A 26,234-nucleotide genomic window follows, 5' to 3' on the forward strand; every position below is an offset into this window, starting at 1 on the left:
TGCCTGCGCCGCGAGGAATCACTCGTGTCGTACGCCGCCCGTGACGGCCGCCACCACCGGCACCGCGGGCGTCGCCGCGGGCTGAGGTGGAGGCACGAACTGCGGCAGCGGACGGCCTTCCTTCTTGGCGAAATAGGTCTCCATGGCGAAGCGGGCGACGCGCGCGGCCTCGGCCCCGTGGAGGGCGTGCTCGGCGAACACGGCACCGGCAATTTCCGGGTTGTCGCGCGGCGCGAAGAACACGAACCATCCGTTGTCGCGCAGGTCCATCTCGGTCTTCCCCGCCGCCGCCTTGCCCCCCTGGAGCGAAATCACCTGCGCGGTGCCGGTCTTCCCCGCCACGTCTCTCCCGGCCATCCGCGCGTTGCCACCCGTCCCCGCGCCGTTGACGACCATCCAGAGCCCCTGGTGGATCGTCGCGAGCGTTTCCGGCTTGAACTCGACCTTCGACTTCGGGGGCGGCGGCGGCACCACCTGCCACCCGCGCCCCTGGTCGACCGCGCGAACCAGGTGCGGCACGTGGCGCGTGCCGCCGTTGGCGATCGTCGAGATGTAGACCGCCATCGACACGGGTGTGACCGACACCTGGCCCTGGCCGATCGACACGGAGATCGTCTCGCCCGCGTACCACTTCTCACCGGTGGTCGCCTTCTTCCACTCTGGCGACGGCATGATGCCCTGCAGTTCGTTCGGCAGGTCGATGCCGGTCTTCTCGCCCAGGCCGAGCAGCTTGGCCCACTTGGCGATCTTGTCGATTCCGACCATGTTGCCGAGCGTGTAGAAGTAGACGTTGCACGACTGCTCGATGGCGTGCTCGAGGTCCAGCGCGCCGTGGCCGTGGCCGAGCGACTTCAGGCTCCAGCACTGGAACGGGCGGCCGAAGAAGGTCGCGCTGCCGACGCAGTTGACGCGGAAATCCGGCGTGATGACGCCCTCTTCCAGCGCGGCCGTTGCCACCACCATCTTGAAGGTGGACCCGGGCGAGTACCGCCCTTGAATGCCCCGGTTCTGCAGGGGCTTCAGCTTGTCGCTGTTCAAGTCGCTCCAGGTCGCGCGCTTGATGCCGGCGGCGAAGGAATTCGGGTCGTAGGCGGGCAGGCTGGTGTACGCCAGGATCTCCCCGTTCCGCGGATCGAGGATGATCGCCGATCCCGAGTAGCCGAGCCCCTTGAACGCGTCCTCGGTCGCCCGCTGCACGTCGTAGTCGATCGTCAACTGCACGCGGCGGCCTTCCGACGGCGGCACCTCGTCGAGCGTGCGGATCTCCCGCCCCACGCTGTTGACGACCACGCGGCGGGCGCCGTCGGTGCCCATCAGCACCTTGTTGTAGACCTTCTCGACGCCCGCCTGGCCGACGATGTCTCCCGAGTGGAACCCCTCGTCGACGAGCTGCCCTTCGGTGACCTCGCCGACGTAGCCGAACAGGTGCGCCGCGAGGGCGTCGGTTGGATAGTGTCGCGTCGGCACGCGCTCGACGAGCACATCGGGCAGTTCCGAATCGAGCCGCCGGGCGGTCACCGCGGCCACCTGGGCGAGCGTGGCGTCCTCGACAATCGGGATCGGGCGGTAGCTCGGCTGGCTGCGATGGCGGCGCACGACCTCGCGGACCGTCGCCTCGTCCACACCGAGGACCTGCGCGAGGAGCTGGATGGTGTGGTCGAGGTTGTGGCTGTGCTCCCTGACGACCGAGATCACGAACGAGTCGCGGTTCTCCACGAGCGCCCGTCCGCCGCGATCGAACAGCACGCCGCGCGGCGCGCGCAGCCCGAGTGTCCGCTGATGGTTGTTCTCCGCCATCTCGCGGAACTTCGGGTGCTCGACCACCTGGAAGTACCAGAAGGCCAGCGCCAGCGCCACGAACAGGCCGACCACCGAGTACTGCACGATGATCAGCCGCGTGATCAGCTTGCGCCGATCCTCCGGCAGCCCGACTGGCCCCGGCCCATCACCGGTGACGAACCTGAACATGAAGTCCTACCCGATTATCGCCTGGCCCGCCCGCGGCCCATGGCACGTCGGTGCTCGAGCAAGCGAGGCACGCCCTCGGTCACCTGGAACACCATGAGACCGATGAGCGCATTTCCCAAAGCCTGTGCGACGACGCCCCCGAGGGGCCACGAGATCGGCCCCGGGTCGAGCAGCGCATGGAACCCGATGATCACCGCCATCTGCAGCACGGTCGCGCCGAAGAATACCAGGAACCTCGGCACCGACTGCGTGAGGATGAACGTCGTCCCGACCGTCCCGACGAGAAACCCCACCAGCGTTTTCGCCAGGCCACCGATGCCGACGATCCCGCTGGTCAACGCGTCCTGCGCGAGCCCGGCCATCGTGCCGGACACGATGCCGACGGTCGGGCCCGACCGCAGGGCGAGGAACACGACCGCCACCAGCACGAGGTCCACCCCAATTTCACCTCGAACCAGGAAGCGCGCCAGCGTGGTCTGCAGCGCCAGGGCGGCCGCGATTGTCAGGATGACGCGCAGGGCCGTCACTCGCGCTTCTCCGCGCTCGCGTCCGGCGTGGCCGCCCCGGGCGCGGCAGGCGCCGCCGGACCGGCGAGCACGACGAGCACCCGCTCGAGTGCGGAAAAATCGACCGCCGGCCGAACGCGAATCGCCCGGAACGATCCGCCCGCCTTCTCGATGGTCTCCACCAGGCCGACCACGAACCCCGCCGGGTAGATCCCGTCGATGCCCGACGTCACCACCTGGTCACCAACCGCGAGGTCGGCCGACGTGCTCACGTACTCGAGGCGCAGCAACGCCTCGCCGCTGCCGAGCACGATCCCTTGCGCGCGCGACCGTGCGACCATGACGGCCGCGGCGGCGCTGCGGTCCACGAGCAGCTGCACTTTCGACGCCCGCCGTGAGGGCATGACCACGCGGCCCACCACCCCGTCCGGAACGATGACCGCCATGTCCGCGCGGACGCCGTCGGCGGTTCCCCGATCGATCGTGAGCGTGCGAAAATCGGCGGTCGCGCTCGTCCCGATGATCTCGGCCGGCCGCGTCGACCACTGGGTCTTGTCACGCAGGCCGAGCAGTCGCCGGAGGCTCTCGCTCTCGCCGGCCAGCTCCCGGGACCTCTGCAGCGCGACTTGCAGATCGCTCACCCGCTGTCGAAGCGCGTCGTTCTGCCGGTGCACGTCCTGGAGGCCAACATAGGCGTCCCATACGGTCCGGCCCGCCCGGACCGCGCCCGACGTCGCTCGCTGCACCTCGGCAAATGCGCCGAAGACCACGGCCTGGAGCAGCGGAACTCCCGACCGCGAGTTCACCTGCACGGAGATCAAGATGATGTGCCCGACGGCGACGGCCAGGAACAGGTAGCCGCTTCGCTGCCGGATGTCGGGAAGTGCCATGGACGCACTAGGACTTAGTACTTCGACTCGCAACTACGGCCACAATCCGCACTCGGCGCACGCGGCCGGTGCCGCTCGCTCAGCACTGAGTCCTGAAGCCACGAATACGTTGCCGAACTTGTGCATCGGAGGACTCAGTCGATCGAGATTTTTCTCAACAGGTTGAAATCCGACAGCATCTTGCCCGCGCCGAGGACGACCGACGACAGCGGGTCTTCGGCCATCGCCACCGGCAGGCCCGTCTCCTCGCGCAGCCGCTTGTCCAGGTTCTTCAGCAGCGAGCCACCACCGGTCATCACGATCCCGCGGTCCACGATGTCGGCGGACAACTCCGGCGGCGTGCGTTCGAGCGCGACGCGCACCGCGTCCACGATGACGTTCACCGTCTCGGCCAGGGCCTCGCGAATCTCCTCGTCGGTGACGGTGATCGTCTTCGGCACCCCCTCGATCAGGTGGCGGCCCTTGATCTCCATCGTCAACCGCTCTTCGAGCGGGAACGCCGAGCCGATCTCCATCTTGATGGCCTCGGCCGTGCGCTCGCCGATGAGCAGGTTGTACGTCTTCTTGATGTACTGGATGATCGCCTCGTCCATCTCGTTGCCCGCCACGCGGACCGCCTTGCTGTAGACGATGCCCGCGAGCGAGATGACGGCGATGTCCGTGGTGCCTCCGCCGACGTCGACGATCATGTTGCCGGAAGGCTCGGTGATGGGCATCCCGGCGCCAATGGCCGCGGCCATCGCCTCTTCGACCAGGTGCACCTCGCTGGCCTTGGCACGGTAGGCGCTGTCCTTGACCGCGCGCTTCTCGACCTGGGTGATCTCCGACGGGACGCCGATCACGATGCGCGGGCGAACCCACATGTTGCGGTTGTGGGCCTTCTTGATGAAGTAGGTGAGCATCTTCTCGGTGACTTCGAAGTCAGCGATGACGCCGTCCTTCATCGGCTTGATGGCGACAATGTTGCCCGGCGTGCGGCCGAGCATCTCCTTGGCTTCCTTGCCGACGGCCTCGACCCGACCGTTGATCTTGTTGATGGCCACGATCGACGGCTCGTTGACCACGATGCCCTTGCCGCGCGCATACACACAGGTGTTGGCGGTGCCGAGATCGATGGCCAGATCGCTGGAGAAGAGCGAGAACACAGAACGAAGACTCAATGAAGGCTCCTACGTCGTCAAGTAATGCGGGCTAGCGTGTACTGCCGGGCGCGACGGGCGCGAGCCCCTCGGCCGACTCGATTCCATCCTTGCCGCGACCTTTGACGCGATACATCGCGGTGTCGGCCGCCGCGAGCAGCGCTTCGGGCGTCTCCGCCACGTCGGGCAGCGTCGCCGCGCCGACCGACGCGGTCAGGCGATAGCCAATGCCCTCACCCTCGAGGAAGGGCTGGCTCGCCACGCGCTCACGCACGCGCTGGGCCACGAGCAGGGCGCCCTCGCGTGCGGTATCGGGCAGAATCAGCGCGAACTCGTCGCCGCCAAACCGCGCGACGACATCCGTCTCGCGCGCACCCGACTGGATCCGTCCGGCCGCCTCGACGAGCGCCCGGCTGCCACACAGGTGGCCGTAGCGATCGTTGATCCCCTTGAACCCATCCAGGTCGACGAACAGCAGCGACAGCGGCCGCCCGGTCCGTACGGCGCGCTTCACCTCGCGGCGCAGCGCCCCCGACAGGTACCGGGAGTTGAACAGGCCCGTCAGGTCGTCCACCGAGGACAAGGCATTGGCGCGCTTCAGGCGCAGGGCGACATCGAGCGAACCGGCCACGGCATCGGTCAGGGCGAAGATCGGGGCCAGGCGATCGTGGCCCAGGTCCACGGCTGGCGCATCGGCGGCTGGCTTCTCTTCGACGGCCACGAGCACCCCGACCACGCGGCCGTGTGACCGCAGCGGCAGCCCGAAAAGCGCCGGCGTGGACATGGCAGCCCGTCGGCCCGCCTCACGTGCCGTCGGAGCCCGCCAGAGCGGCTGCCCACCCGCCACCACGCGATCGGCCATATCCGCGACCAGCCCGCGATGACGCCCGGCGACGTTCTTCTCGGCGAGCCAGCGCAATCCCCGCCCTTCGTCCATGGCCAGAACGGCCCAGGCATCACCGCCGAACCAGTCGGCCGCCAGATCGACGAACTGCGCCGCCATGCGCTCGGGCACGCGCGTGCTGCCCGTGGCGTGCAGGATCGAGTCCTGCACAACGGCACGACGTCCACTCGACTTGAGTCCCTGCAGGAATTCGCGAAGCCGCACCGCGAGAACCTCACTGGGTACGAGAACGCGGCGGCCGGAATATCCGACGGACCGAGGTACCGGGAAGCACAGAGATTCGCCACTCACCGCGTCCGCCGTCGTCTGGCGCACGCGCCTGGCGCCCTGGGTTCCCGCAAGGTCAGCTGGCGAACAGAGAACTGCCGCTAAGTTCTTCTATACCACGCAAATATACCACACAGCCCGGCCCGCTTTGCAGCCCTGATTCGCCGGTTGGCGCATTTTTTGACGGCGCCCGGGGCCGGTGGCCGTCCGCTCACTCGAGTTGACCTCCGGGCGGGTCCTGTCCGGACGGTCGCCACACTGACGCCCGCCCGCTCGAGTCGACCTCCGGGCGGCGCGGTGGTGGGTCAGTTTGCCTTTCGGTCGAGCAAGGCCACGATTTCCGAAACTGACCAGACGTGATCAGCGAGCCCAGCTTCCATCGCGGGCGTCACGCGCAGCGTCTGATGCACGCGGCAGAAGTTGTAGTAGGCGAAGTAGAGGGCAACCGCCGCGCAATGGTTCTCGACCTTCTTTGAAAACGCATTTGTGAGACGTGTGAACCGGCGCATCGACATTCGCATCGTCAGATTCTGGCGCTCGACGTAGGACGTCGAGATGTGTTTCGGGTCTGGGTCGCCCGTGACCGTCTCAACCTTGCAGCCAAGGCACTGCGCCGGGCTGTACCGCTTCTCGCCTTCCGGCGCAGAGCCATAGATCTTCTGCAGCACGGCGTAGTCGATGTCTGCGCCGAAAGCATCTTCGACCGCCGCCAGATAGGGCTTGTGGCCGTCCGTCGTCAGCTGCACCCGGTTCCGGAGCCGGCTCGCGACGTCCTGCACGAACGCGTACGCCGCGCCTGCGTCGCGCGTCCCAACCAGCCAGGACACGATCAACTTGCTGTCGGCATCGATGGCCGTCCAGGTCCACACGTCGCCGATGCCGAACTGGCCCGCCTTCTCGGCCGGCACATTCTTCTGTTTCGCACCGACGAACGACCAGATCTCATCGCACTGCACTCGGCGCGAGCGGACGTTTCTGACCGCCCCATCGTGGAACTTCTCGCAGGCCGGGCCGAGTTCCGTGAGCAGCTTGACGATCGTGTTCTTCGCCACGCCCGTCAGGCGGACCGTCGCCCGGATGCTGCAGCCTTCCACCAGGGCCGCCACAACCGCCGCGCGCTTCTCGACGCTCAGCTTGTTCATACTGACTCATATACGTGCTCGACAAGGCATTGTCAAGTGGGAAAAATGACTCCGAGTTAGTGCAGAAGGCGCATAATTGCAGATAGACCTCCGGCGATCAAAGCGCGAAAGTCAGCGCAAAGATCGTAACGTGTTGGCGGTATTGTTCCGATAGAGGGAGTGACCGAGGAGAGAGCTACACGCTCCTGAGAAACTGCGTAGTCGGCTGACTCCTTGGGTGGTGGCCCAATTGCAGCGCGACGACTCACCTTCAGTGTATCACGAGGGGGTGAGTCATGGTTTGCATACTGCGTTGGCGGAGACCTAAGCGGATGACAGGAACGCTCTTAGAATTTGCGGCCGACCCTCGCGACACGCCGATTTACAGCGTGGCCGAGGTTGCCGCAATGGTCGACGTTCCGCGGAGCACCCTGCGTCATTGGCTGCGAAAGCCTAAGAGCGGACGCGCGCTTATTGAATGTGAACCGCGCCTGGGTTTGTCATTCTACAACCTGCTAGAGGTCCACATCCTCAAGGTAGCTTTACAGCGCGAGGCATGGCTACAGCGCATTCGCGCGGCAGTCGAGAAGTTGAGATTAAGCGCCCCTGGTTCGGCTCATCCCCTACTGGAGCGGGATCTGTTCACCGCCAGCGGGTACCGAAGCCTATTTGCCACAACGGTAACGGGAGACATTGAGAATCTGTCGAGCGGTGGGCAACTGGAGTTTCGCCAATTCCTTAAGAGATACCTGGATCGTATCGACTATGACACCTACGGGCCTTACCAGTTGCGGCCCTTTGGATGTCAGCACATTGCAATCAACCATCGCGTTTCGGGCGGGCGGCCAGTCGTAAAGGGCACCGGTATTCTCGTGGAACTTCTTGCGCGTCGGCGACGAGCAGGAGAAACCCCAGATCAACTCGCCAAGGACTACAACCTAACTCCTGCTGATGTCCGAGAAGCCATCAGGTACGCCGCAGCGTAGGCGCGAGTGCGTACTCCAGCTCGACGAGAACATGAGCTCTCCGATTATCGTCGAGCCATGTCAGATGCTGGACGGCTGGACCATCATCGCTCATAGAGACAGCTTCTCTCCAGGGACCAGCGATAAGGATGTTGTTGAGCGTTGCGGCGAGGAGGGCTGGGCGCTGGTCACCTGCGATGAGATGCGGTACACGCCCGAGACAATGGTCATGATGGCTGAACTGAGCGTCCCGCTGTTCCGGGTGGTGACCAAGCGGGAAACGCACTTCGTCGAAGTCTTGGCTACGCTGGTTAAGGCGCGAACGAACATCATCTCGACACTGCGAAAGAACTGCACCGCATTTGTTGCGCACATTCACACGGGTGGCAACGTGAAGGTCATGACTAGATACGAAGAACCGGCCGAGAGCTTAACCGACGCTCAGCTCAAGACCAAAAGGAAATTTGGCCGGCTTTAGTTGCGTTTCTTGGCTGACCACCTGGTGTTCGCCGCTTTCCTAGCGATTTCCTTGCGCTTGCGCGCTGACAGCTTCTCGGCCCTCGCCTTCCCGCCCTTGGATGCCCCCAACTTGCTCAGTGCCACAGCCGCCGGGTTTCTGGTATCCGGCGGTTCTGGTGGTAGCGGAGTGCCGTCTAGGTGTTCGCCAATGGCCTGCTCGACGACGCCCCTGGCCACCTCGACGAAGTCACGCTTGACCCCTGTCCTGCTTGCTCGGGTAGGCATGCCCACAATATGACAGCCGACCGGCCGAAGCGCAAGGGGCGCCGATTTCAAACTGACCCACTACCGGCGGCGCGCCCGGCTTGCCGGGTCCCTGCGTCCGTCATATGATAGGTGATTCTGTCGGCTGGAACCTTTCCCTAGAGGCGAGTTGAATCATGACCATGCTGGACCGGATGCGTCGGCACAAGGGCTGGCTCAAGTGGAGCTTGGCTCTCGTGGTCCTCGCATTCATCATCTTCTACATCCCCGCGTTCCTCGGCCGGGGCGACGGCGGTGAAGCCGCGTTGTCGAGCGATACGGTCGCGACCGTCGATGGCCACCAGATCAGCGTGGCCGAGTTCCGCCGCGCGTATCAGGCGCAGATGCAGATGTACCGCGGCGCGTACGGCGGCAACGTCAGCGAGCAGATGCTGAAGCAACTCGGCCTCGATCAGCAGATTCTCCAGCAGATGGTCGACGAGCAGGCATCGCTCTTGGAGGCCCGCAAGCAGGGCATCGACGTGACCGACGCCGAGGTGGCGCAGCGGATCTTCGCGATCCCCGCGTTCCAGGAGAACGGCAAGTTCATCGGCCAGGCGCGCTACGCGGCGCTGCTGCGGATGCAGCGGCCGCCGATGTCGGTCGAGGAGTTCGAGGAGAACCTCCGGCGGAGCCTCGTCGTGGACAAGCTGCGGGCCGCGCTCACCCAATGGGTCAGCGTCACCGACAAGGACGTCGAGCGCGAGTACCGGCGGCGGAACGAGAAAGTGAAGCTCGAGATGGTCAGCTTCGCCGCGGACAAGTTCCGCCCGGAGGTCACGGTCAGCGACGCCGAGCTCGTGCCGTACTTCGAGGGCCGCAAGGAGCAGTACCGCATCGGCGAGAAGCGGCGGATCAAGTTCCTGCTGCTGGACCTCGACGCGATCCGCGCCAAGACCCAGCCGACGTCGCGCGAGATCGAGCGGTCGTACAACGAGAACCTCGAGCTCTACTCGACGCCCGCGCAGGTGCGTGCCAGCCAGATCCTCCTGAAGACCGCGGGCAAGAACGAAGCCGAGGTCAGGACGAAGGCGGAAGGCATCCTCAAGGAAGCCAAGGCCACCACCGACTTCGCCGCGCTGGCGAAGAAGTACTCGGAGGACGAAGCGTCGGCCAAGAACGGCGGCGACCTCGACTACTTCCAGAAGGGCAAGATGGTCCCCGAGTTCGACGAGGTGGCGTTCGCGCTCGAACCGGGCCAGGTGAGCGATCTGGTGAAGACGCAATACGGGTTCTACATCATCAAGGTCACCGACAAGAAGCCGGGCACGACGCGCACGCTCGACGAGGTGCGCCCGCAGATCGCCGACCAGCTCGCGTGGGAGCGCGCGCAGGCGAAGGCGGCCGACGACTCGGCGGCGCTCGAGAAGGAGATCCGATCGCCCGCCGATCTCGACAAGGTTGCGGCTGGGCGCGGCCTGAAGGTGCAGGAGTCGGGCTTCTTCACGCGCGACGAACCGATCATGGGCCTCGGGCCCTCACCGCAGGCGGCCGCCGAGGCCTTCGGCTTGGCATCGGGCCAGGTGAGCGGCGCGGTCCGCGTGTCGCGCGGCTACGCCTTCCTCACGGTCACCGGCACGCAGGCTCCGCACGTGCCCAAGCTCGACGAGGTCAAGGATCGGGTCCGCGAGGATCTGACGAAGGAGAAGGCCAAGGAACTCGCGCGCCAGAAGGCGCTCGCGGTGAGCGGCTCGCTCAAGAGCGCCGCGGACTTCACCAAGGCCGCCAAGGCGGCGGGGCTCGAGGTGAAGACGACGGAGCTCGTGGCGCGCGACGCGCCACTGCCCGACCTCGGCGTCAGCCAGCAGGTCGATGACGTCGCGTTCTCGCTGCCCGCCGGCGCGGTCAGCGATCCGATCGCCACCGACAACGCGGTGGCCATCGTCCGGGTCGTGGAGCACCGCGAGCCGACGCCGAGCGAGTTCGCTGCCGAGCGGGACCGCATGAAGGGCGAGATGCTGAACGAGCGGCGCGGCCGTTTCTTCAGCGCCTACATGCTGAAGGCGAAGCAGCGCATGAAGATCGACGTGAACCGCGAGAACCTGCAGAGGGTGATCGGGTAGGAGCCTGGATTCAGGATTCGGAAGCGAGAACTGAGACCTGAGAAGGCAGAATTCGGACACGGGGAAGGGCGCAGCAACCTGCGCCCTTTTCCGTGTCCGCCTCTCATCGTAAGTACCCGTAAGGCAGCATCGCCAGCGGCTCGCCCTTGTGGAACAGCGTGAACGGCGCGGCCACGATGCCAACCGCGCGCCGCTCGGTAATCCCCAGCCAGGACGCCAACCGCGTCATCTCGTCGGCCCCACCGAACTGCGCGGTCAGCAAATCGTAGAAGGTCCGTCGCGGCGGATAGACGACGATCTCGACATCGGTGGTGATCTTCGCCTTCTGCTTGGCCAGGGCGATCGCGCGATCGAGGCCGCCAAGCGCATCCACCAGCCCAATCTGCTTGGCCTGCCGGCCGCTCCACACCCGGCCCTGCGCGATGGCGTCCACGCGCTCCGGCGTCGAGTGGCGCGACGCGGCGACCCGTTCGACGAACTGATCGTAGAAGGCCTGCAACTGCTCGCCCACCTTCGCACGCTCGCCCTCGTTGTAGGGCCGCGTGGGCGAGTTCATGTCCGCGTGCCGTCCAATGCTGACGCCCTCGATGTTCGCACCGAGCTTCGCGAACGTGCCGCCGGTGACGATCTTGCCGCCGAAGATGCCGATCGAACCGGTGAGCGTACCTGGCTCCGCGACGATTTGCGGCGCGGCCATCGCGATGTAGTAGCCGCCCGACGCCGCGAGGTCGGACATCGACGCGACCAGCGGCTTCTCCGGCTTGGCGTCGCGCAGCAACGTCAGCTCGCGCCAGATCACGTCGGACGCGACGGCCGACCCGCCCGGGCTGTCGATCCGCAACACCACCGCCTTGATGTCCGGGGATTCGCGGACCTTCCGGATGTACTCGATCAGCGTGTCGGATCCGAGAACCGATCCATTTGTCGGGTCGTATCCGCTGCGCCCCGACACAATCGTACCGGTCGCGTACAACACCGCCACGCGCGGCCCGCGTTCGAGGCCGAGCGACCGTGCGCTGACCCTGGTGTAGTCGTCGATGTCGATCCGCTGGTCCTTGCCGAATGGGATCTTCCCCTTGTCGGCCAGCTGATCCTGATACGCGATGTCGTCGATGAGCCCGGCGCGGAGCGCGTCCTCGGGCAGGAACGGCCCTTCGTCGAGCAGCGCCCGTACGTCGCCCTCGCTCTTCTTCCGGCCGTCGGCGATGGCCGTCACGATCTGCTCGTAGCTGTCGCGGTTCAGCGATTCGGCCATCTCGCGGTGGGCCGGCGTGTACGTCTTCTCGGTCAGCTGATTCGGCGCCGTCTTGTACGCGCCGATGTGGAGCATGTCGGGATACGCGCCGATCTTGTCGAGCGTGCCGCGCAGGAACAGTTCGTAGCTCGCGAGGCCCGTCAGCTGCAGCGGACTGGATGGCACGAGGAAGATGCGGTCGCAGGCGGTGGCGAGGTAGTACTCGGTCTGGCCGCCGTCCTCGAGGTACGCGATCGCCGGCTTGCCGGACCGCCGGAAGTCCAGGATCGCGTCACGCAGTTCCTGCGCCTTGGCGAGGAAAGGCGACGCCAGCGCGCTCGGGCGGACGACGAGCGCGACGATACGCGAGTCGGCCTTGGCCTTTCGAACGTTCTGGACGAGCGTCCGCACGCTCGGGGTCCGCTGGACCGGCAGGAACTGGCTGAAGCTCTCGTCCGGTCCACCCTCGCTCGGGTCGCCGTCGATGCGGAGCACCAGGGTGGAGCGCGTCGGAACCGATGGCTCGCGGCCCAGCATCAGCCAGATCGCGAGAAGCCCGCCGAACGAGATCAGGCAGGCGATCATCACGAGAACGAGGACCAGTGCCACTCCGCGTCGGACCGCCACGGACGCCTCCTCTGAGGTGCAAATCCAAGGAGATGCGTGTCTCAGCATCCCCGACCCACCCGGATCATTCACGAAGGAGTATATCGCCCTTGGTAGTTCAGGCGGGCGCCAACCTGGACCCGGCGCGGGGCTTCAGAGACTCGCCCCAGGAATCCGATTCCGAATTCTGGTTGACCGATTGCCCGAGACGCGGTGATGTCCGTGTCGTATCGGCCACCCCCCGGCCGGCGCTCACGCCGGCGGAGCGGGCCGGGCCTCGCGCCGCGCGGCGCTGTCCGGGCGAAGCCTCCCGGCGGCGGCTCTCGGTCCCCGCCCCACCACGTCGCCGGCGCGGACGGCGACCGGAGGACGCCGGGCGGAGCCGAGCCTTCGAGGCGTCGCGGGGGCGACAGCACGGAAACCAACGCGCAAGCGCCAGAGATCCGGGTGGGGTGACGAAGTGGGGCCCCGCCCTGCCGCCGACAAACCGCTGGAGCGCTGGTTTCCCCGCGCGCCGAGCGGCTCGGCGCCGGCCGGCGTCTGCCGGGCGCCCTCGCCGGTGGGCGGCCCGGGCCCCGCGCCGCGCGGCGCGAGGCCAGATCCGCTCCGACGGGGACCGATCGCCTCAGACGCGCAGCCGGAGGGGACCGGCAGGGCGCGCCGGACGATTGTGCGGATGCCAGAAGCGCAGGGCGATGGCACCCACGATCAGTTGGACGACGACGACGAGGATCACGCAGGCGGGCCAGCCCCAGCGGTCCCAGAACAGCGCTGGCAACGAACCGCCGGCGCTGCCGCCCAGGTAGTAGCAAGTCGCGTACAGGCCGACCGCGAGGCCACGATTGCGCGTCGCAGCCGAACCGACGTAGCTGCTGGCCGCCGCCTGCGCGATGAACACACCGGTCGAGGCGATCGCCAACCCGGCCAGGATCGTCGCGAGCGTGCCGACGAGTGTCAGCAACGCGCCGACGACGCCGAACGTGATCGCGACGGCCATACCGCGGTCGTGGCCATACCGATCGATGACCGGGCCGACGAACGGCGTGATCACCGCTCCGACGAGATAGACGGAGAACACGGAACCAAGCGCCACGGTACTGAGGTGAAACGGCGGCGCGGCCAGCAGGAACGTCACGTAGGTGAACAGCGCGACGAGCGAGAACAGGACGCCGGAGCCGACCACGAAGGCGCTGACCAGTTGCGGATTCCGCAGGTGGCCGACGAGCGCGTCGACCCGCGACTCTTCGCGGGCGTGAACCGGGTGCAGATCGACGGGCAGCCAGCGCCACAACGCCACAGCCGCCCCCAGGTTGAGTGCCGCGAGCACGACGAACGACGAGCGCCACGTAATGTCGGCGGCGACGACGCCGGCGATCACGCGGCCGGAAAAGCCCCCGACGACCGTGCCGCTCACGTACGCGGCCGTGGCCGCCCCGGCGCGCCATGGTGGCCACTGCTCGTGGATGTAGGCGATCGTCACCGCGAACACGCCGGGCGTGAACACCCCCTGGAGGAAGCGCCACGCGATCAACTGCCCGAGCGTGGTCGACGTGGACGCCATCAACGTGGCCAGTGCCAGCGCCAGTGCCGCGCCGACGATGACCCGCTTGCGTCCCACGCGGTCCGCCAGGCGCCCGACGAGGGGGGCCGCGATCGCGACGCCGACGGTCGAGGCCGTGACCGTGAGGCTCACGCCAAGCGTGGTGGCTTTGAACGCGCGGGCGAGGAACGGCAGCAGGGGCTGGGTCGAGTACAGATCCAGGAAGGCCGTGGCGCCCGCCAGGACGACCGGAAAGAGCCGCGGCGATTCAGAGGTCGAGGACCGCATCCAGGGTCAGTGTAGCGTCATTCGCACGCGCCATGAGTGCCACCCGAGACCGTCGCCGAGCCCGATGGCTGGACCGGACGCTGTATCAGTCGTGCACCTCACAGACCTGCCTTGACTTCGAGCGCGCTCAGCCCTACTCTCACGGCTGCAACACGGCCCGTTGTTCTCTCAGTCTCAGTCTCAGTCTCAGTTCAGCCACAGCGTCTCTCGCGCCGGCACGCGATCTCGCGTGTCGGCGTTTATCGGTGACCGACGTCCGCAGTCGCTCGGACGCACTGTCCTGCCCGGTGGCACCGTGTCGCTCGCGTTGCCGGCCAGCGAACTCAGCGCGTCCAGCCCGGAGGCTCTGTGCACGAGAGAACGGCTCCCACCTCGATCCGCACCCTGGCCGTCATCATCGCCCTTCTGCTGTCGGTGGGGTGGGCGAATGCGCAGACCGGAGCGATCTCTGGAACCGTGACGTCGGCTGCAACCGGGTTGCCGATCAACGGCTTCACGATCGGCATCACGGTTTACACGAGCAGTGGAGGCCTCGTTGGAGGCGTGTGGTCCGACACCTCGGGTGTCTACACGATGAGCGGCCTCACGCCGGGCACCTACTACGTCCGGATCAGTCCGACGGGATTACCGGGGGGGTATCTCTCGCAGATCTACAACGGCATCAACTGCGGCAACACCTGCCCGGCCGTGACGACCGGCGCACCGGTCACGGTAACCGCGAGTGTGACGACGCCGAACATCAACTTCTCGCTCCTCACGGCTGGCTTCATCTCGGGGACGGTCCGCGACGCCCAGACGTCGGCGCCGCTGTCGAACGTCAGGGTCTACGTCTACCTGGCCGACGGTTCGCAATACGACTACGTGACGACCCTTCCGGACGGCACGTATCGAACCTACAACGGCCTCGCCACCGGCACCTATTACCTGCGCACATGGAACTGGTCGAACTACATTGACCAGTTGTACGCTGGCACGCCATGCCCGAACTGGGTCTGCAGTCTCAGCACGGGCACGCCGGTGTCGGTCACGGCGGGGTCCACGACGGCGGGCCGCGATTTCGCCCTTGCGCCTGGCGGCAGCATCTCCGGAACGGTGACGGCCGCCGGCACCGGGACGCCACTCGCCAGCCTCACGGTCTCGTTCTATAACTCCGGCGGATCGTTGCTCGGGTCGGTCACTACCAACGCCAGCGGCGCCTACGCGACCTACCTCGGCCTGCCGAGTGGCAGCTACTACCTGAAGACGAGCGGCGGCAACGGCTACGCCGGACAGGTGTACAGCGGACAGAACTGCGGGACCACGTGCCCGCCGGCGACGATGGGCACCGCGGTGCAGGTCACGGCGCCGCAGGCGGCGACGGGCGTTGACTTCGCGCTCGTGCAGAACGGCCAGATCACGGGGACGGTGACGGCCGCGGGAACCGGCACGCCCATCCAGAATGCGAGCGTCGTCGCGTACTCGCTCGGCCGAAACCCGGTCAGCACCGTCACCACGAACGCCAGCGGGATCTACACCCACTCGCTGCCACCCGGTCAGTACTACGTCCGCACGTCGAACGTCACCGGCTACATCGACCAGCTGTACCCGAGCCTGGCGTGCCCGGCCAGCAACTGCTACCTCCAGACCGGCACACCGATCACCGTAGCGGCCGGCGCACCTGCGTCGAACATCGACTTCTCGCTGGCGGCGGGCGGCGCCATCTCGGGCACGGTGACGGGGGCGGTGCCGGGCACGCCGCTGCTGTCCGGGGTGACGGTCACAATCTACGACGTCTCGGGATACAGCAAAGGGACCGCAACGACGGGCGCCGATGGGACCTACACCGCCGCGATCAACCTGCCGACCGGCAGCTACTACGCGAAGGTGACGAACAGCCCAGGATGGGCGCCGCAGGTCTACTCCGCCTTCCCGTGCCCAGGCGGCTCGTGCCCGGTGACCAATGGCACCCCCATCCCGGTCACGGCGGGCGCGACGCGATCCGGCGTCAGCTTCGCGCTGGCGCCGACGGGGCAGATCAGCGGCACGGTCCGGGCGGCAGGAACCCTCGCGCCATTGACGCTTGTGAGCGTCAGCGCGTGTCCGCTGGGCGGCGGCAACTGCATGTCGTCATCGACAGATGCGGGCGGCGCGTACGCGATCTCCGGCCTCTCTGCGGCCACGTACTACCTGCGGACATCGAACTACGTCGGATACGTGGACCAGCTCTATCCGGCGGTCACCTGTCCGAACTGGACGTGCTCGACGAGTCTCGGCGCGCCGGTCGTGCTGACATCCGGCGGCGCGCTGACGGGCAAGGACTTCACGCTGTCGCAGGGGGCTACGGTGTTAGGGTCGGTCACTGCGGCGGGAAGCGGGCTGCCAATCGCCAACGTCACGGTCGACATCTACAACGACCTCGGCTGGTACGTTGACAGCACCACCCCCGGGAGCCTCGGCGGCTACACGACGACGGTCGGCCTGCCTCCCGGCACCTACTACGCGCGGGCCAACGCGAATTCCAGCGCCTACCAGAGCCAGAACTACCAGGCGTTCGACTGCGGCGCGTCGTGTCCGTCGGCCACGATGGGAACGCCGCTGACCATCACGGGGACCACGTCCCTCACCAACATCAACTTCGCGCTGACGCCCACGGCCGGCGTAACGGGCACGGTGAGGTCGGCGGCGACGGGCGCGCCGATCGCTGGTGTGTTGGTTCACGCTCGAAGCGCCTCCGGCATCATCCTGGTCCAGGGCTCCACGAACAGTCTTGGCGCCTACACGCTGAACGTGCCGCTGACCACCGGCACGGTGTACGTCACCACGGCGAACCCCTTCGGCTACATCGATCAGATTTACGGCGGCGGGACGTGCGTCGCGGCGGCCTGCTCGATGCGGACGGGAACCGGGGTGCCGGTTGCCGCCGGTGCGACGGTCTCGGGTATCGACTTCTCGCTGGCAACAGGCGGCGGGATTGCCGGCCTCATCACGACCGCCGGCACGGGCGTCGGCCTCGCCAATGTCTCGGTCACCGTCTTCTCGGCGGCGGGCACGGGCCTGACCACGATCTCCACCGATTCTTCGGGCGCCTACACCACGGTGATCGGCCTGCCCACTGGCAGCTACTACGTTCGCACGTCGAACTCGAACGGCTACGTCGACCAACTCCACAGCGGCATCACGTGCCGTCTCGGCAGTTGCACGGTGCTCACCGGCACGCCGGTCGCGGTTGTCGCCGGCGCCACGTCCAGCGTCAACTTCTCGCTGGCGCGTGGCGGGGCAATCCAGGGCACCGTCAGGGCGGCGGGAACCGGAGCGCCGCTGCCAGGCATCTCCGTCTCGATCTACAGCGACACGGGGGCGATGGTCGGAAGCTTCGTCACGACGGACGTCAACGGCGTGTTCGCGACGAATGCCGGCCTGACCCCCGGGAACTACTTCCTCAGAACGGAGGCCACGTCCGGGTACATCAACCAGGTGTACAGCGGGCTGACGTGCGCGTCCTCGTGTCCGCTGGCGACCGACGGCACGCCGGTCGCGGTGACCGCCGGCGCCACGACGTCCGGCATCGCCTTCACGTTGCCGGCTACCGCCACGATTAGCGGAACGATCACGGCCGCGGGAAGCGGCTCGCCGATCGCGGGCGTGACGGTGAACGTGCTCAACAGCTCTGGTTACTCGGCCGGCTCGGCGGTGACGAACGGGACCGGAGCCTACGTGACGACCGTACCACTCGTCACCGGCACCTACTACCTGCGGACGGTGAACGCGCTCGGCTACGTCGACCAGGTCTCCGGCGGGCGGGAATGCCCGTTCTCGAGCTGCAGCGCGCTGACGGGGCAGCCGATCGGCGTGACGGCCGGCGTCGCGACGACGGGCGTGGACTTTGCGCTCGGCGTCGGCGGAATCGTCACCGGCACGGTGACGGCGGCCGGCAGCGGCGCCCGCCTCGCCGGCGTGTCGGTGACCATCGCCTCGAGCGCGGGCAGCCTGAGCACGACGACGAATGCGGCGGGCGTCTACGCGACGCAGACGGGCCTGCCGACCGGTACCTACTTCGCCATGATCTACGGGACATCGGGCTACCTCGGGCAACTCTACGGCGGCCAGATCTGCGGCACATCGTGCCCGTCGACCATGTCCGGGCAGCCGTTCGCCGTGACGGCGCCGCAGACGACGTCTGGAATCGACTTCAGCCTGGCGGCCGGCGGAATCATCACGGGCACGGTGAGGGCGAGCGGCACGAACGATCCGCTGGCCGGGGTCTCGGTCTCGATCCTGAATTCGAGCGGCGGTGTCGTGAACACCGTGGGCACCAACGGCGCCGGCGTCTACAGGACCACGACGGGTCTGCCCACCGGGACATACTACGTGCGGACGGCGAGCCAGCCTGCGTACATCGGCCAGATCTACACCGGGGCGGATTGCCCGGCGGCAACGTGCCCGATCACGCTGGGCACGCCGGTGCCGGTGACGGCTGGCGGAACGACTGCCAGCGTCGACTTCCTTCTGAAACCGGGTGGCAGGATCACGGGCACCGTCGTCGATGCGGCCACCCTCGTGCCGCTGACGACGACGGTCATGCTCTACGACAGCGTGGGAGTGTTCGTCTCGTCCACGTCCACCTCCGGCGGCGTCTACACCACTCCGGCGTTGCCGAACGGCTCGTACTTCCTGAAGACGTCGAGCGGAGCGTCGTCGCAGTACGTCGATCAGCTCTACAACGGCTTGCCGTGTCGCACCGCCACGTGCCTGGTGACGAACGGCACGCCGGTGAGCATCACGACGGTTGCCACCGTGTCCGGGATCAACTTCGCCCTGCCGATGGGCGGCGCGATCCGGGGCACGGTCACGGCAGCCGGGAGCGGCGCACCGCTCGTGAACGTGCCTGTGGTCGCGACCACGGACGGAGGTGCCGGCACCGGCAGCACGGTCTACACCGACAGCAACGGCGTCTACATGATCCCCGGCCTCCCAACCGGCGGGTACTTCGTGAAGACGAATCTGACGGCCTACGGCTACTTCAACCAGATCTACAGCGGCCTGAACTGCTCGACCTCGTGCCAGGCGGCGACGGACGGCACGCTCGTTGGCGTCACGGCCGGATCGACAACCTCGGGCATCAACTTCGCCCTGACGGGCGGCGGGTCGATCGCGGGCACGGTGAGAGCCGCGGGAAGCGGCACGCCGATTCCCGGTGTGACGGTCCAGTTCTACAACTCCAGCGGAGCCTCTCTCGCGGCGGTCCTGACGAACAGCAGCGGGGTCTACGCGACTGACGTGCCGCTGCCGACCGGCCTCTACTACCTCCGAGCATACGGTGCACCGGGGTACGTCGACCAGCTGTACGCGGCGACCAACTGTGTCGGCACGTGCACGGTCACGTCGGGCGCCGCGGTGCCGGTGAACGCCGGCGTGCAGACGACGGGCGTCGATTTCGCGCTCTCCCCCGCCGGCACCATTTCCGGAATCGTGACGGCCGCGTCCGGCGGCGCGCCGCTGTCGGGCGTTCAGGTCGGCGTGTACACGACGGCGGGCGCGCTCGTCGGCTCGACGACGACAAATACCAGCGGCGTGTACGCCACGTCGCTCGGCCTGGCCACGGGGCTCTACTACGTGCGAGCCGGGGGCGTGGGAACCTTCGTGGGGCAGCTCTACGGCGGCGCCGCGTGCCCGGCCACGCCCTGCACGTGGACATCCGGGACACCGGTGGCGGTGACGTCAGCGGTGACGACACCGGGCATCGACATCGCGCTCGTCTCGGGCGGCCAGGTCACCGGCACGGTGACGGCGGCCGGGTCGAGCACGCCGCTGCCCGGGGTGGTGATCAGCGTGTATTCGCCCACCGGAAGCTTCGTCTCGTCGGCCACGACGGTCGGCAACGGCAGCTACGCCGTGCAGGGAGTCCTCGCCGGGTCGTACTACGTTCGCACGACCACCGCGACGGGCTACATCCACCAGATCTACTCGGGTGTGAACTGCGGCCCATCGTCGTGCCCGTTCGCCGGCGCCACCACGGTAGCTGTCACGGCCGGCGGCACGACCCCGGCCATTGACTTCGCATTGGCTCAGGGAGGCGTCCTCACCGGCGCGGTGACCGCAGCCGACACCGGCCTGCCGATCGCGGGCTCGGTCAGGCTCTACGACAGCACGGGAACCTCGGTCACATCATCCGGCCTGAACAGCGCCGGCGTCTTCAGCATTCCCGGGCTGCCGACCGGCACGTATTACCTGTTCACGTCGAACGCGTCGGGCTACGTGGACAGGCTGTACGCCGACCTGCCGTGCGTGAGCGCCAACTGCGTCGCGCGCGAGGGGACGCCGATTGCCGTGACGGCCGGCGCCACGACGGGCGGCATCAACTTCGTGCTGTCACGCGGCGGGTTCATCGGCGGCACGGTGACGGCTGCGGCGACCGGCGCGTCAATCTACGGCGTGGCCGTGGGGGTCTACAACGCAAGCGGCACGGCGGTCGCCACGGTGGCCACCGACACCAACGGCCTCTTCACCACTGCGCCGACCGGGCTCTTGCCGGGCGCCTACTACGTCAAGACGCAGGCCACGGTGCTGTATCTCAACCAGGTGTACTCGGGCGTGATCTGCGGCACGTCGTGTCCGTCTTCCTGGCTGGACGCCACACCGGTGACGGTCACCGCCGGAACGACGACGTCGGGCATCGATTTCGCGCTCGGCCGGGGCGGGTCGATCTCGGGCACGGTCCGCACATCGGGCGGAACGCCGCTGCCCGGCGTCGGCGTGGTCTTCTTCAACAGCAGCGGCTCGAACCTCGGGCGCGCGACGACGAACGCCAGCGGCGCGTACACGACCAACGTACCGCTGCCGGCCGGGATCTACTACCTGCGAACCGTGAACGCCTTCGGCTCGGTCGACCAGTTGTATTCGGGCGTTCCATGCGCCGACTCCTCCTGCTCGGCGACAGGGGGTACGCCGGTCACGGTGGCGGCCGGCCAGCCCACCACAGGCGTCGACTTCAGCCTGTCGGCCGGCGGCGGCATCAGCGGAACGGTGACGCGCGGCGGCCTGCCCGTCGCAGGCGCGTCGGTCGCTGCCTACTGGGGCAACGGCAGCACCGCGTACACCGCCACCACCGACGCCAGCGGCGCGTATGTGATTCCGTGGTCGCTCGCGGCCGGCTCGTATTACGTGCGAGCGTCGGTGGCGGGATCGCTGCCGCAGGTCTACCCCAGCCTCAACTGTCCGACGACCACGTGCTATGTCACGATGGGCACGCTGGTGCCCGTGGCCGTCGGCGCGACGACGACAGGCATCGACTTCGCGCTGGCACCGGGCGGCCGGATCAGCGGCAAGGTGACGGCGGCCGGAACCGGCACGCCGTTGTCGGGCGTGTCGGTTTCCATTTACACGGTCAGCGGGTCATCGACATCAACCGTCGAGACCGTCACCACGGGCGGTGACGGCATCTACACCTCCACCGGCACCCTCGGGACCGGCTCCTACGCGGTCAGGGCTGCCAACAGCGGCACGTACCTTGGGCAGGTCTACGGCGGCGCGAGTTGTGCGGCAAACGACTGCCGCGTGGCGGCCGGCGCGCTGGTGCCCGTCACGGCCGGCGCGACGACGTCCAACATCGACTTCGCGCTCGTCCAGGGAGGCCAGATCTCCGGGACGATCGCCCTGCCCGGAAGCCCGGGCCCGGTGTCGGTCTGCGTGTACGTCTACAACAACGCGAGCCAGTACATTTCCAGCAACTGCACGACCACCGGGGTCTACACGACCGGCGTGCTGGCTCCCGGGCAGTACTACCTGCAGACCTACAACTCCGCCGGCGCGCTCGACCAGGCGTACAACGGCGTCGCGTGCCCACGTGCCACGTGCAGCGCCACGATTGGAACGCCGGTCACCGTCACCGCCGGTGCGACGACGTCCGGCATCAACTTCTCGCTGCCACCGGGCGGCCTGATCAGCGGGACGGTGACGGCCGCGGGCACCGGCGCGCCCGTATCCGGCGTATCGGTGCAGGTCGTGTCCGAGACGGGGTCCGGCGTTGGCTCGTACACAACCGATGCCAACGGTTTCTACATGACGTCGGGCGGCCTGCCGACGGGCACGTACTTCCTGACGGCGAACTCACGGGCCGGGTACTTCGGTCAGGTCTATCACAGCCTCGATTGCGGCACGTCGTGCACGTCGACGGTAGCCGGCACGCCGGTGAGCGTGACGCTTGGTGCGATCACGTCGGGCATCGACTTCGCGTTGCCGAAGGGCGGCTCGATCAGCGGCACGGTGACGGCGGCGATTGGCGGGGCACCGCTGGCCGGCGTCAGGGTATACGTCTACACCAGCACGGGCAGCAACCCCGGGTCGTGGACGACCAACGACAGCGGCCGGTTCAGTGTCGACACCCCGCTCGAGGCCGGCACCTATTACCTGCGCGCGTCGAGCCCGCAGGGCTTCGTCGATCAACTCTACGGCGGGACGGCCTGCCCCGGCGGCACGTGCACGGTCACCACCGGAACGCCGGTCACGGTGGCGGCATCGACGCCGACGACCGGCATCAACTTCGCGCTCTCGCAGGGCGCCGGCATCAAGGGGACGGTGACCGCGGCCGGCACCGGTGCGCCGCTGGCGGGCATCAGCGTCACGGCCTACGGCCCGACCGGCACGATGTTCGGTTCGGCCGTCACCAACGGCAACGGCGCCTACTCGATTCCGAACGTGCTGGCAGCGGGCGACTACTACCTCCAGGCGTCCAACGCGCTCGGCTATCTCAACCAGATCTACAACCAGGTCAACTGCGGCTCGACGTGCCCGCCGACGCCCACGGGCGCGGTCGTCGCGGTGACGGCCGGAGCCGTGCGAACCGGCATCGACTTCTCGCTGACGCCTGGCGGGAGCATCGCCGGCACCGTGACCGAGGCGGCGACCGGCCGTCCGGTCAGCAATGCATCCGTCTACGTCTACGACAGCGCCGGAAACCAGGTGCAGTCGCCGAGGACGAATGTCGGCGGCGTCTACACCACGACCACCGGCCTCGCCGCCGGCACCTACTACCTGCGCACGTCGGCGGGAAGCGGATACATCGACAAGGTGTACGCCAACGCCACGTGCCCCGCGGGCACGACGTGCCACGCGATGGCCGGCACGGCGGTCGTTGTCACGCTCGGCGCGGCGACCTCGAACATCAACTTCTCGCTCGACAAGGGCGGCGGGATCAGCGGCACGGTCACCGATGCCGCGACGGGTGTTCGGCTGACGAACGTCGAAGTTGATATCTACGATTCGGCGGGCAGCTACATCTCGTACCTCTACACCGACAGCTTCGGCACCCTCTACACCGCTTCCGGCCTGGCCACCGGAACCTACTACCTGAGGACCTATGTCTACGGAAGCGATGGGTACCTCGACCAGGTGTATTCAGGCCTGGCATGCGGATCGTCGTGCTCTGCGTCTGGTGGCACGCCGGTCAGCGTGACGGCCGGCGCCACGACCAGCGGTGTTGATTTCGCCCTCGTCAAGGGCGGCACCGTTTCCGGAACGGTGCGCGAGGCTGGGACGAATCTGCCGCTGGCCGGCGTCAACGTGTCGATCTACGCCGAGACCGGTGTGTTGTTGACAACGGGGACGACCAACGGCGCGGGCTTCTATCGCGCCACGGGGATTCCCGCCGGCACCTACTTCGCCAGGACGACGAACTCCAAGGGGTACGTGGACGTGCTGTACCCGGGAACGGCGTGCGGCACGTGCATCGTCACCAAGGGAACGCCGTTGGCCGTCACGGCGGGCAACGACACCGGCGGCATCGACTTCACACTGCCCGTCGGCGGCTCGATTGCGGGCACGATCACCGACGAGGCCTCGCACCTGCCGCTGAAGGGCGTCTCGGTCGTGGTCTACGACGGACTCGGTCGCGGCACCACATCGGTCGTCACCGACGCCGCGGGTGCCTACTCGAAGACCGGCCTGGCGACTGGGAACTACTTCATTCGCACGTCGAACTCCCTGGGCTACGTCGACGAACGGTTCGACAACGCCCCATGTCCCGGCGCCTCTTGCATCGTCGTCGAGGGGACGCCGATTGCCGTCACGGCGGGCAGCGCCACGACGGGGAAGGACATCGCGCTGGCGATGGGAGGATCGATTGTCGGGAAGGTGACGAGCGCTGCGACCGGGTTCCCGCTGCCGAGCATCTACGTTTATGCCTACGACAGCAGCGGCAGGTCGCTCAGCAGCGTCAGGACGAACGCCGTCGGCGTCTATACGAGGTCCGGCCTCCCGGCCGGCAACTACTACCTCTACGCGTACGGGTCGGTCGGCTCGACGGGATACGTCACGCAGGTCTACTCGGGCGTTGCGTGTCCGCAGTCGACCTGCTCGGTGACGAAGGGGACGGGCGTCACCGTGGCTGCCGGCGTGCCGACTACCGGGATCGACTTCGCGATGGATCCGGCAGGAGTCATCACCGGCACCGTGACTCGGGCGGGAAATGGAACGCCGCTGATGAAGGAGTCGGTCTACGTCTACAACGCAACCGGGCAACTCCTCACGTCGACCACCACCGACGGGTCGGGCACGTATCGTCTGACCGGACTGGCCACAGGGAGCTACTACGTGTGGGCCGGCAGCCGGTCCTCCGAACCCGTTGGCTACATCGGGCTCCTCTATCCGGCGATTCCGTGCCCGAACGCAACCTGCGTCGTACTCGCCGGAACGCCCGTTGCGGTGTCCGGCGGGGCGACCACCGCGAACATCAACTTCGCGCTCGCGCCATCGGGCACGATTAGCGGCGCGATTACCGACGGCTCGTCCGGCGCGCCAGTCGTCGGCGCCAGCGTCTCCGCGTGGGATCAGGCCGGGAAGGTGATCGCCACGATCAGCGCGTCGATAACCGGCACATACACGTTGTCGGGGCTGCCGACGGGGACGTACTTCGTGAAGGCGTCGAACACCGCACTTGGCTACGTAGGGAAGGTGTACGCCGCGCTGGTGTGCCCGGGAAGCGCCTGCTCGCCGGCCGCCGGAACACCCGTGGCGGTAACGGCAGGGGCCGCGACGCCTGGCATCAACATCGCGCTCAGCAAGTCGGCCGGCTCGATCTCCGGCCTCGTCACCGATGCCGCGACGGGCGGCGGCATCGCAGGCAGCGTCACGGTCAACGCCTACGACGTGCTCGGGCGGGTGGCGGGCTCCACGCCCGTCTCGTCCGGCAGTTACACCATCACCGGGCTTCCGGTCGGGACGTACCGCGTGGCGACCGCGAACTCGGTCGGTTGGCTCAATCGCATGTACTCGGGCGTGGCCTGCGCCGGGGATTGCGATCCGCGGGTGGGAACCCCGGTGGCGGTGGCGGCGTCTGCAACGACATGGGGCATCGATTTCGCGCTGACGTTGGGCGGATCCATCAAGGGCACGGTCACAGACAAGACCAACGGCGCCCTGGTGCTGCAGGCCTCGGTGCAGGTGTACAACGGCACGGGCGCACTCGTCGCCACGACGCAGACGACAACTGGCAGCTACGCGCTCACCCTCCCGGCCGGCACGTACTTCCTCCGGACGACGAGCGTGTCAGGCTACAGCAACCAGGTCTTCTCGGGCGTCGCGTGCCCGGGTGGGACGTGCCCGGTCACCAGCGGCACGCCGGTGAGCGTCGTCGTCGAGACGATGGTGCCGGACGTCAATTTCGTGCTCGACCGCAACCCGCTGGCGTTCACGGACGACCCGCTGCAGGCGCGCATGACGACGATCAAGGCCGCGCACGTCACGGAGTTGCGCCAGCGGATCGACGACCTCCGCGTGCGCTACTCGCTGCCGGCGTTCTCATGGAGCGATGCGCCGCTGGCCGCCGGGGCGACGCGTGTGAAGGCGGCGCACATCGCGGAGCTCCGAACCGCGTTGGACGAGGTGTACGACGCGGCCGTACGCCTGCGGCCGACCTACACCGGGCCGGCGCCGACGGCCGGGACGGCGGTGTCGGCCGTGCACATCACCGAGGTGCGTGCGGCGATCGCGGACATCTGGTAGGGAAA

12 protein-coding genes are annotated in these 26,234 nt (G+C 67.5%); 4 read left to right on the plus strand and 8 right to left on the minus strand.

Translation table 11 applies throughout. The annotated features are described in order from the left end of the window. Positions 1-18: 18 nt before the first annotated feature. The 6 genes from mrdA to VGK32_19235 form a co-directional block, all read right to left on the minus strand. A complete protein-coding gene (gene mrdA, locus VGK32_19210; GenBank protein HEY3383898.1) occupies positions 19-1,968 on the minus strand; it encodes a penicillin-binding protein 2 in 1,950 nt (649 codons plus the stop codon). Positions 1,969-1,982: 14 nt separating this feature from the next. Then, complete coding sequence (gene mreD, locus VGK32_19215) at positions 1,983-2,495, minus strand: rod shape-determining protein MreD (GenBank protein HEY3383899.1); 513 nt, start codon at positions 2,493-2,495, stop codon at positions 1,983-1,985. After that, the gene (gene mreC, locus VGK32_19220; GenBank protein HEY3383900.1) at positions 2,492-3,364 is read right to left on the minus strand and encodes a rod shape-determining protein MreC; all 873 of its coding nucleotides are present in this window, start codon (positions 3,362-3,364) and stop codon (positions 2,492-2,494) included. The genes mreD and mreC overlap by 4 nt, the downstream gene beginning before the upstream one ends. Before the next feature lie 134 nt (positions 3,365-3,498). Continuing rightward, positions 3,499-4,524: a rod shape-determining protein gene (locus VGK32_19225; protein HEY3383901.1), complete on the minus strand. Its 1,026-nt coding sequence runs from the start codon at positions 4,522-4,524 to the stop codon at positions 3,499-3,501. 31 nt (positions 4,525-4,555) lie between these two features. Further along, the gene (locus VGK32_19230) at positions 4,556-5,611 is read right to left on the minus strand and encodes a GGDEF domain-containing protein (GenBank protein HEY3383902.1); all 1,056 of its coding nucleotides are present in this window, start codon (positions 5,609-5,611) and stop codon (positions 4,556-4,558) included. A gap of 368 nt (positions 5,612-5,979) precedes the next feature. Beyond that, the gene (locus VGK32_19235) at positions 5,980-6,816 is read right to left on the minus strand and encodes a DDE-type integrase/transposase/recombinase (GenBank protein HEY3383903.1); all 837 of its coding nucleotides are present in this window, start codon (positions 6,814-6,816) and stop codon (positions 5,980-5,982) included. A gap of 311 nt (positions 6,817-7,127) precedes the next feature. Between VGK32_19235 and VGK32_19240 the strand changes: the two genes are divergently transcribed. The 3 genes from VGK32_19240 (at position 7,128) to VGK32_19250 (ending at position 10,585) form a co-directional block, all read left to right on the plus strand. Continuing rightward, a complete protein-coding gene (locus VGK32_19240) occupies positions 7,128-7,781 on the plus strand; it encodes a DUF433 domain-containing protein (protein ID HEY3383904.1) in 654 nt (217 codons plus the stop codon). A 31-nt stretch (positions 7,782-7,812) separates the two neighbouring features. Further along, the gene (locus tag VGK32_19245; GenBank protein ID HEY3383905.1) at positions 7,813-8,238 is read left to right on the plus strand and encodes a hypothetical protein; all 426 of its coding nucleotides are present in this window, start codon (positions 7,813-7,815) and stop codon (positions 8,236-8,238) included. Between the two features lie 421 nt (positions 8,239-8,659). After that, positions 8,660-10,585: a peptidyl-prolyl cis-trans isomerase gene (locus tag VGK32_19250; protein ID HEY3383906.1), complete on the plus strand. Its 1,926-nt coding sequence runs from the start codon at positions 8,660-8,662 to the stop codon at positions 10,583-10,585. 103 nt (positions 10,586-10,688) lie between these two features. Here VGK32_19250 and sppA read toward each other — a convergent pair whose 3' ends face one another. Together sppA and VGK32_19260 are read right to left on the minus strand one after the other, a co-directional pair. After that, complete coding sequence (gene sppA / locus VGK32_19255) at positions 10,689-12,446, minus strand: signal peptide peptidase SppA (protein ID HEY3383907.1); 1,758 nt, start codon at positions 12,444-12,446, stop codon at positions 10,689-10,691. Positions 12,447-13,050: 604 nt separating this feature from the next. Beyond that, positions 13,051-14,253, minus strand: a complete 1,203-nt coding sequence (locus VGK32_19260) for an MFS transporter (protein ID HEY3383908.1) — start codon at positions 14,251-14,253, stop codon at positions 13,051-13,053. Positions 14,254-14,601: 348 nt separating this feature from the next. Here VGK32_19260 and VGK32_19265 point away from each other — a divergent pair, with 348 nt between their 5' ends. Further along, the gene (locus VGK32_19265; protein HEY3383909.1) at positions 14,602-26,229 is read left to right on the plus strand and encodes a carboxypeptidase regulatory-like domain-containing protein; all 11,628 of its coding nucleotides are present in this window, start codon (positions 14,602-14,604) and stop codon (positions 26,227-26,229) included. Positions 26,230-26,234: the final 5 nt, after the last annotated feature.

It is taken from the genome of Vicinamibacterales bacterium (genome assembly GCA_036504215.1).
Classification (GTDB): domain Bacteria; phylum Acidobacteriota; class Vicinamibacteria; order Vicinamibacterales; family Fen-181; genus FEN-299.

Excerpts from the sequence above, each read along its gene's own strand:
- mrdA (HEY3383898.1), bottom strand. The coding sequence starts at position 1,968 with ATGTTCAGGTTCGTCACCGGTGATGGGCCGGGGCCAGTCGGGCTGCCG.
- mreC (HEY3383900.1), bottom strand. The coding sequence starts at position 3,364 with ATGGCACTTCCCGACATCCGGCAGCGAAGCGGCTACCTGTTCCTGGCC.
- VGK32_19235 (HEY3383903.1), bottom strand. The coding sequence starts at position 6,816 with ATGAACAAGCTGAGCGTCGAGAAGCGCGCGGCGGTTGTGGCGGCCCTG.
- VGK32_19240 (HEY3383904.1), top strand. The coding sequence starts at position 7,128 with ATGACAGGAACGCTCTTAGAATTTGCGGCCGACCCTCGCGACACGCCG.
- VGK32_19245 (HEY3383905.1), top strand. The coding sequence starts at position 7,813 with ATGAGCTCTCCGATTATCGTCGAGCCATGTCAGATGCTGGACGGCTGG.
- VGK32_19250 (HEY3383906.1), top strand. The coding sequence starts at position 8,660 with ATGACCATGCTGGACCGGATGCGTCGGCACAAGGGCTGGCTCAAGTGG.
- VGK32_19260 (HEY3383908.1), bottom strand. The coding sequence starts at position 14,253 with ATGCGGTCCTCGACCTCTGAATCGCCGCGGCTCTTTCCGGTCGTCCTG.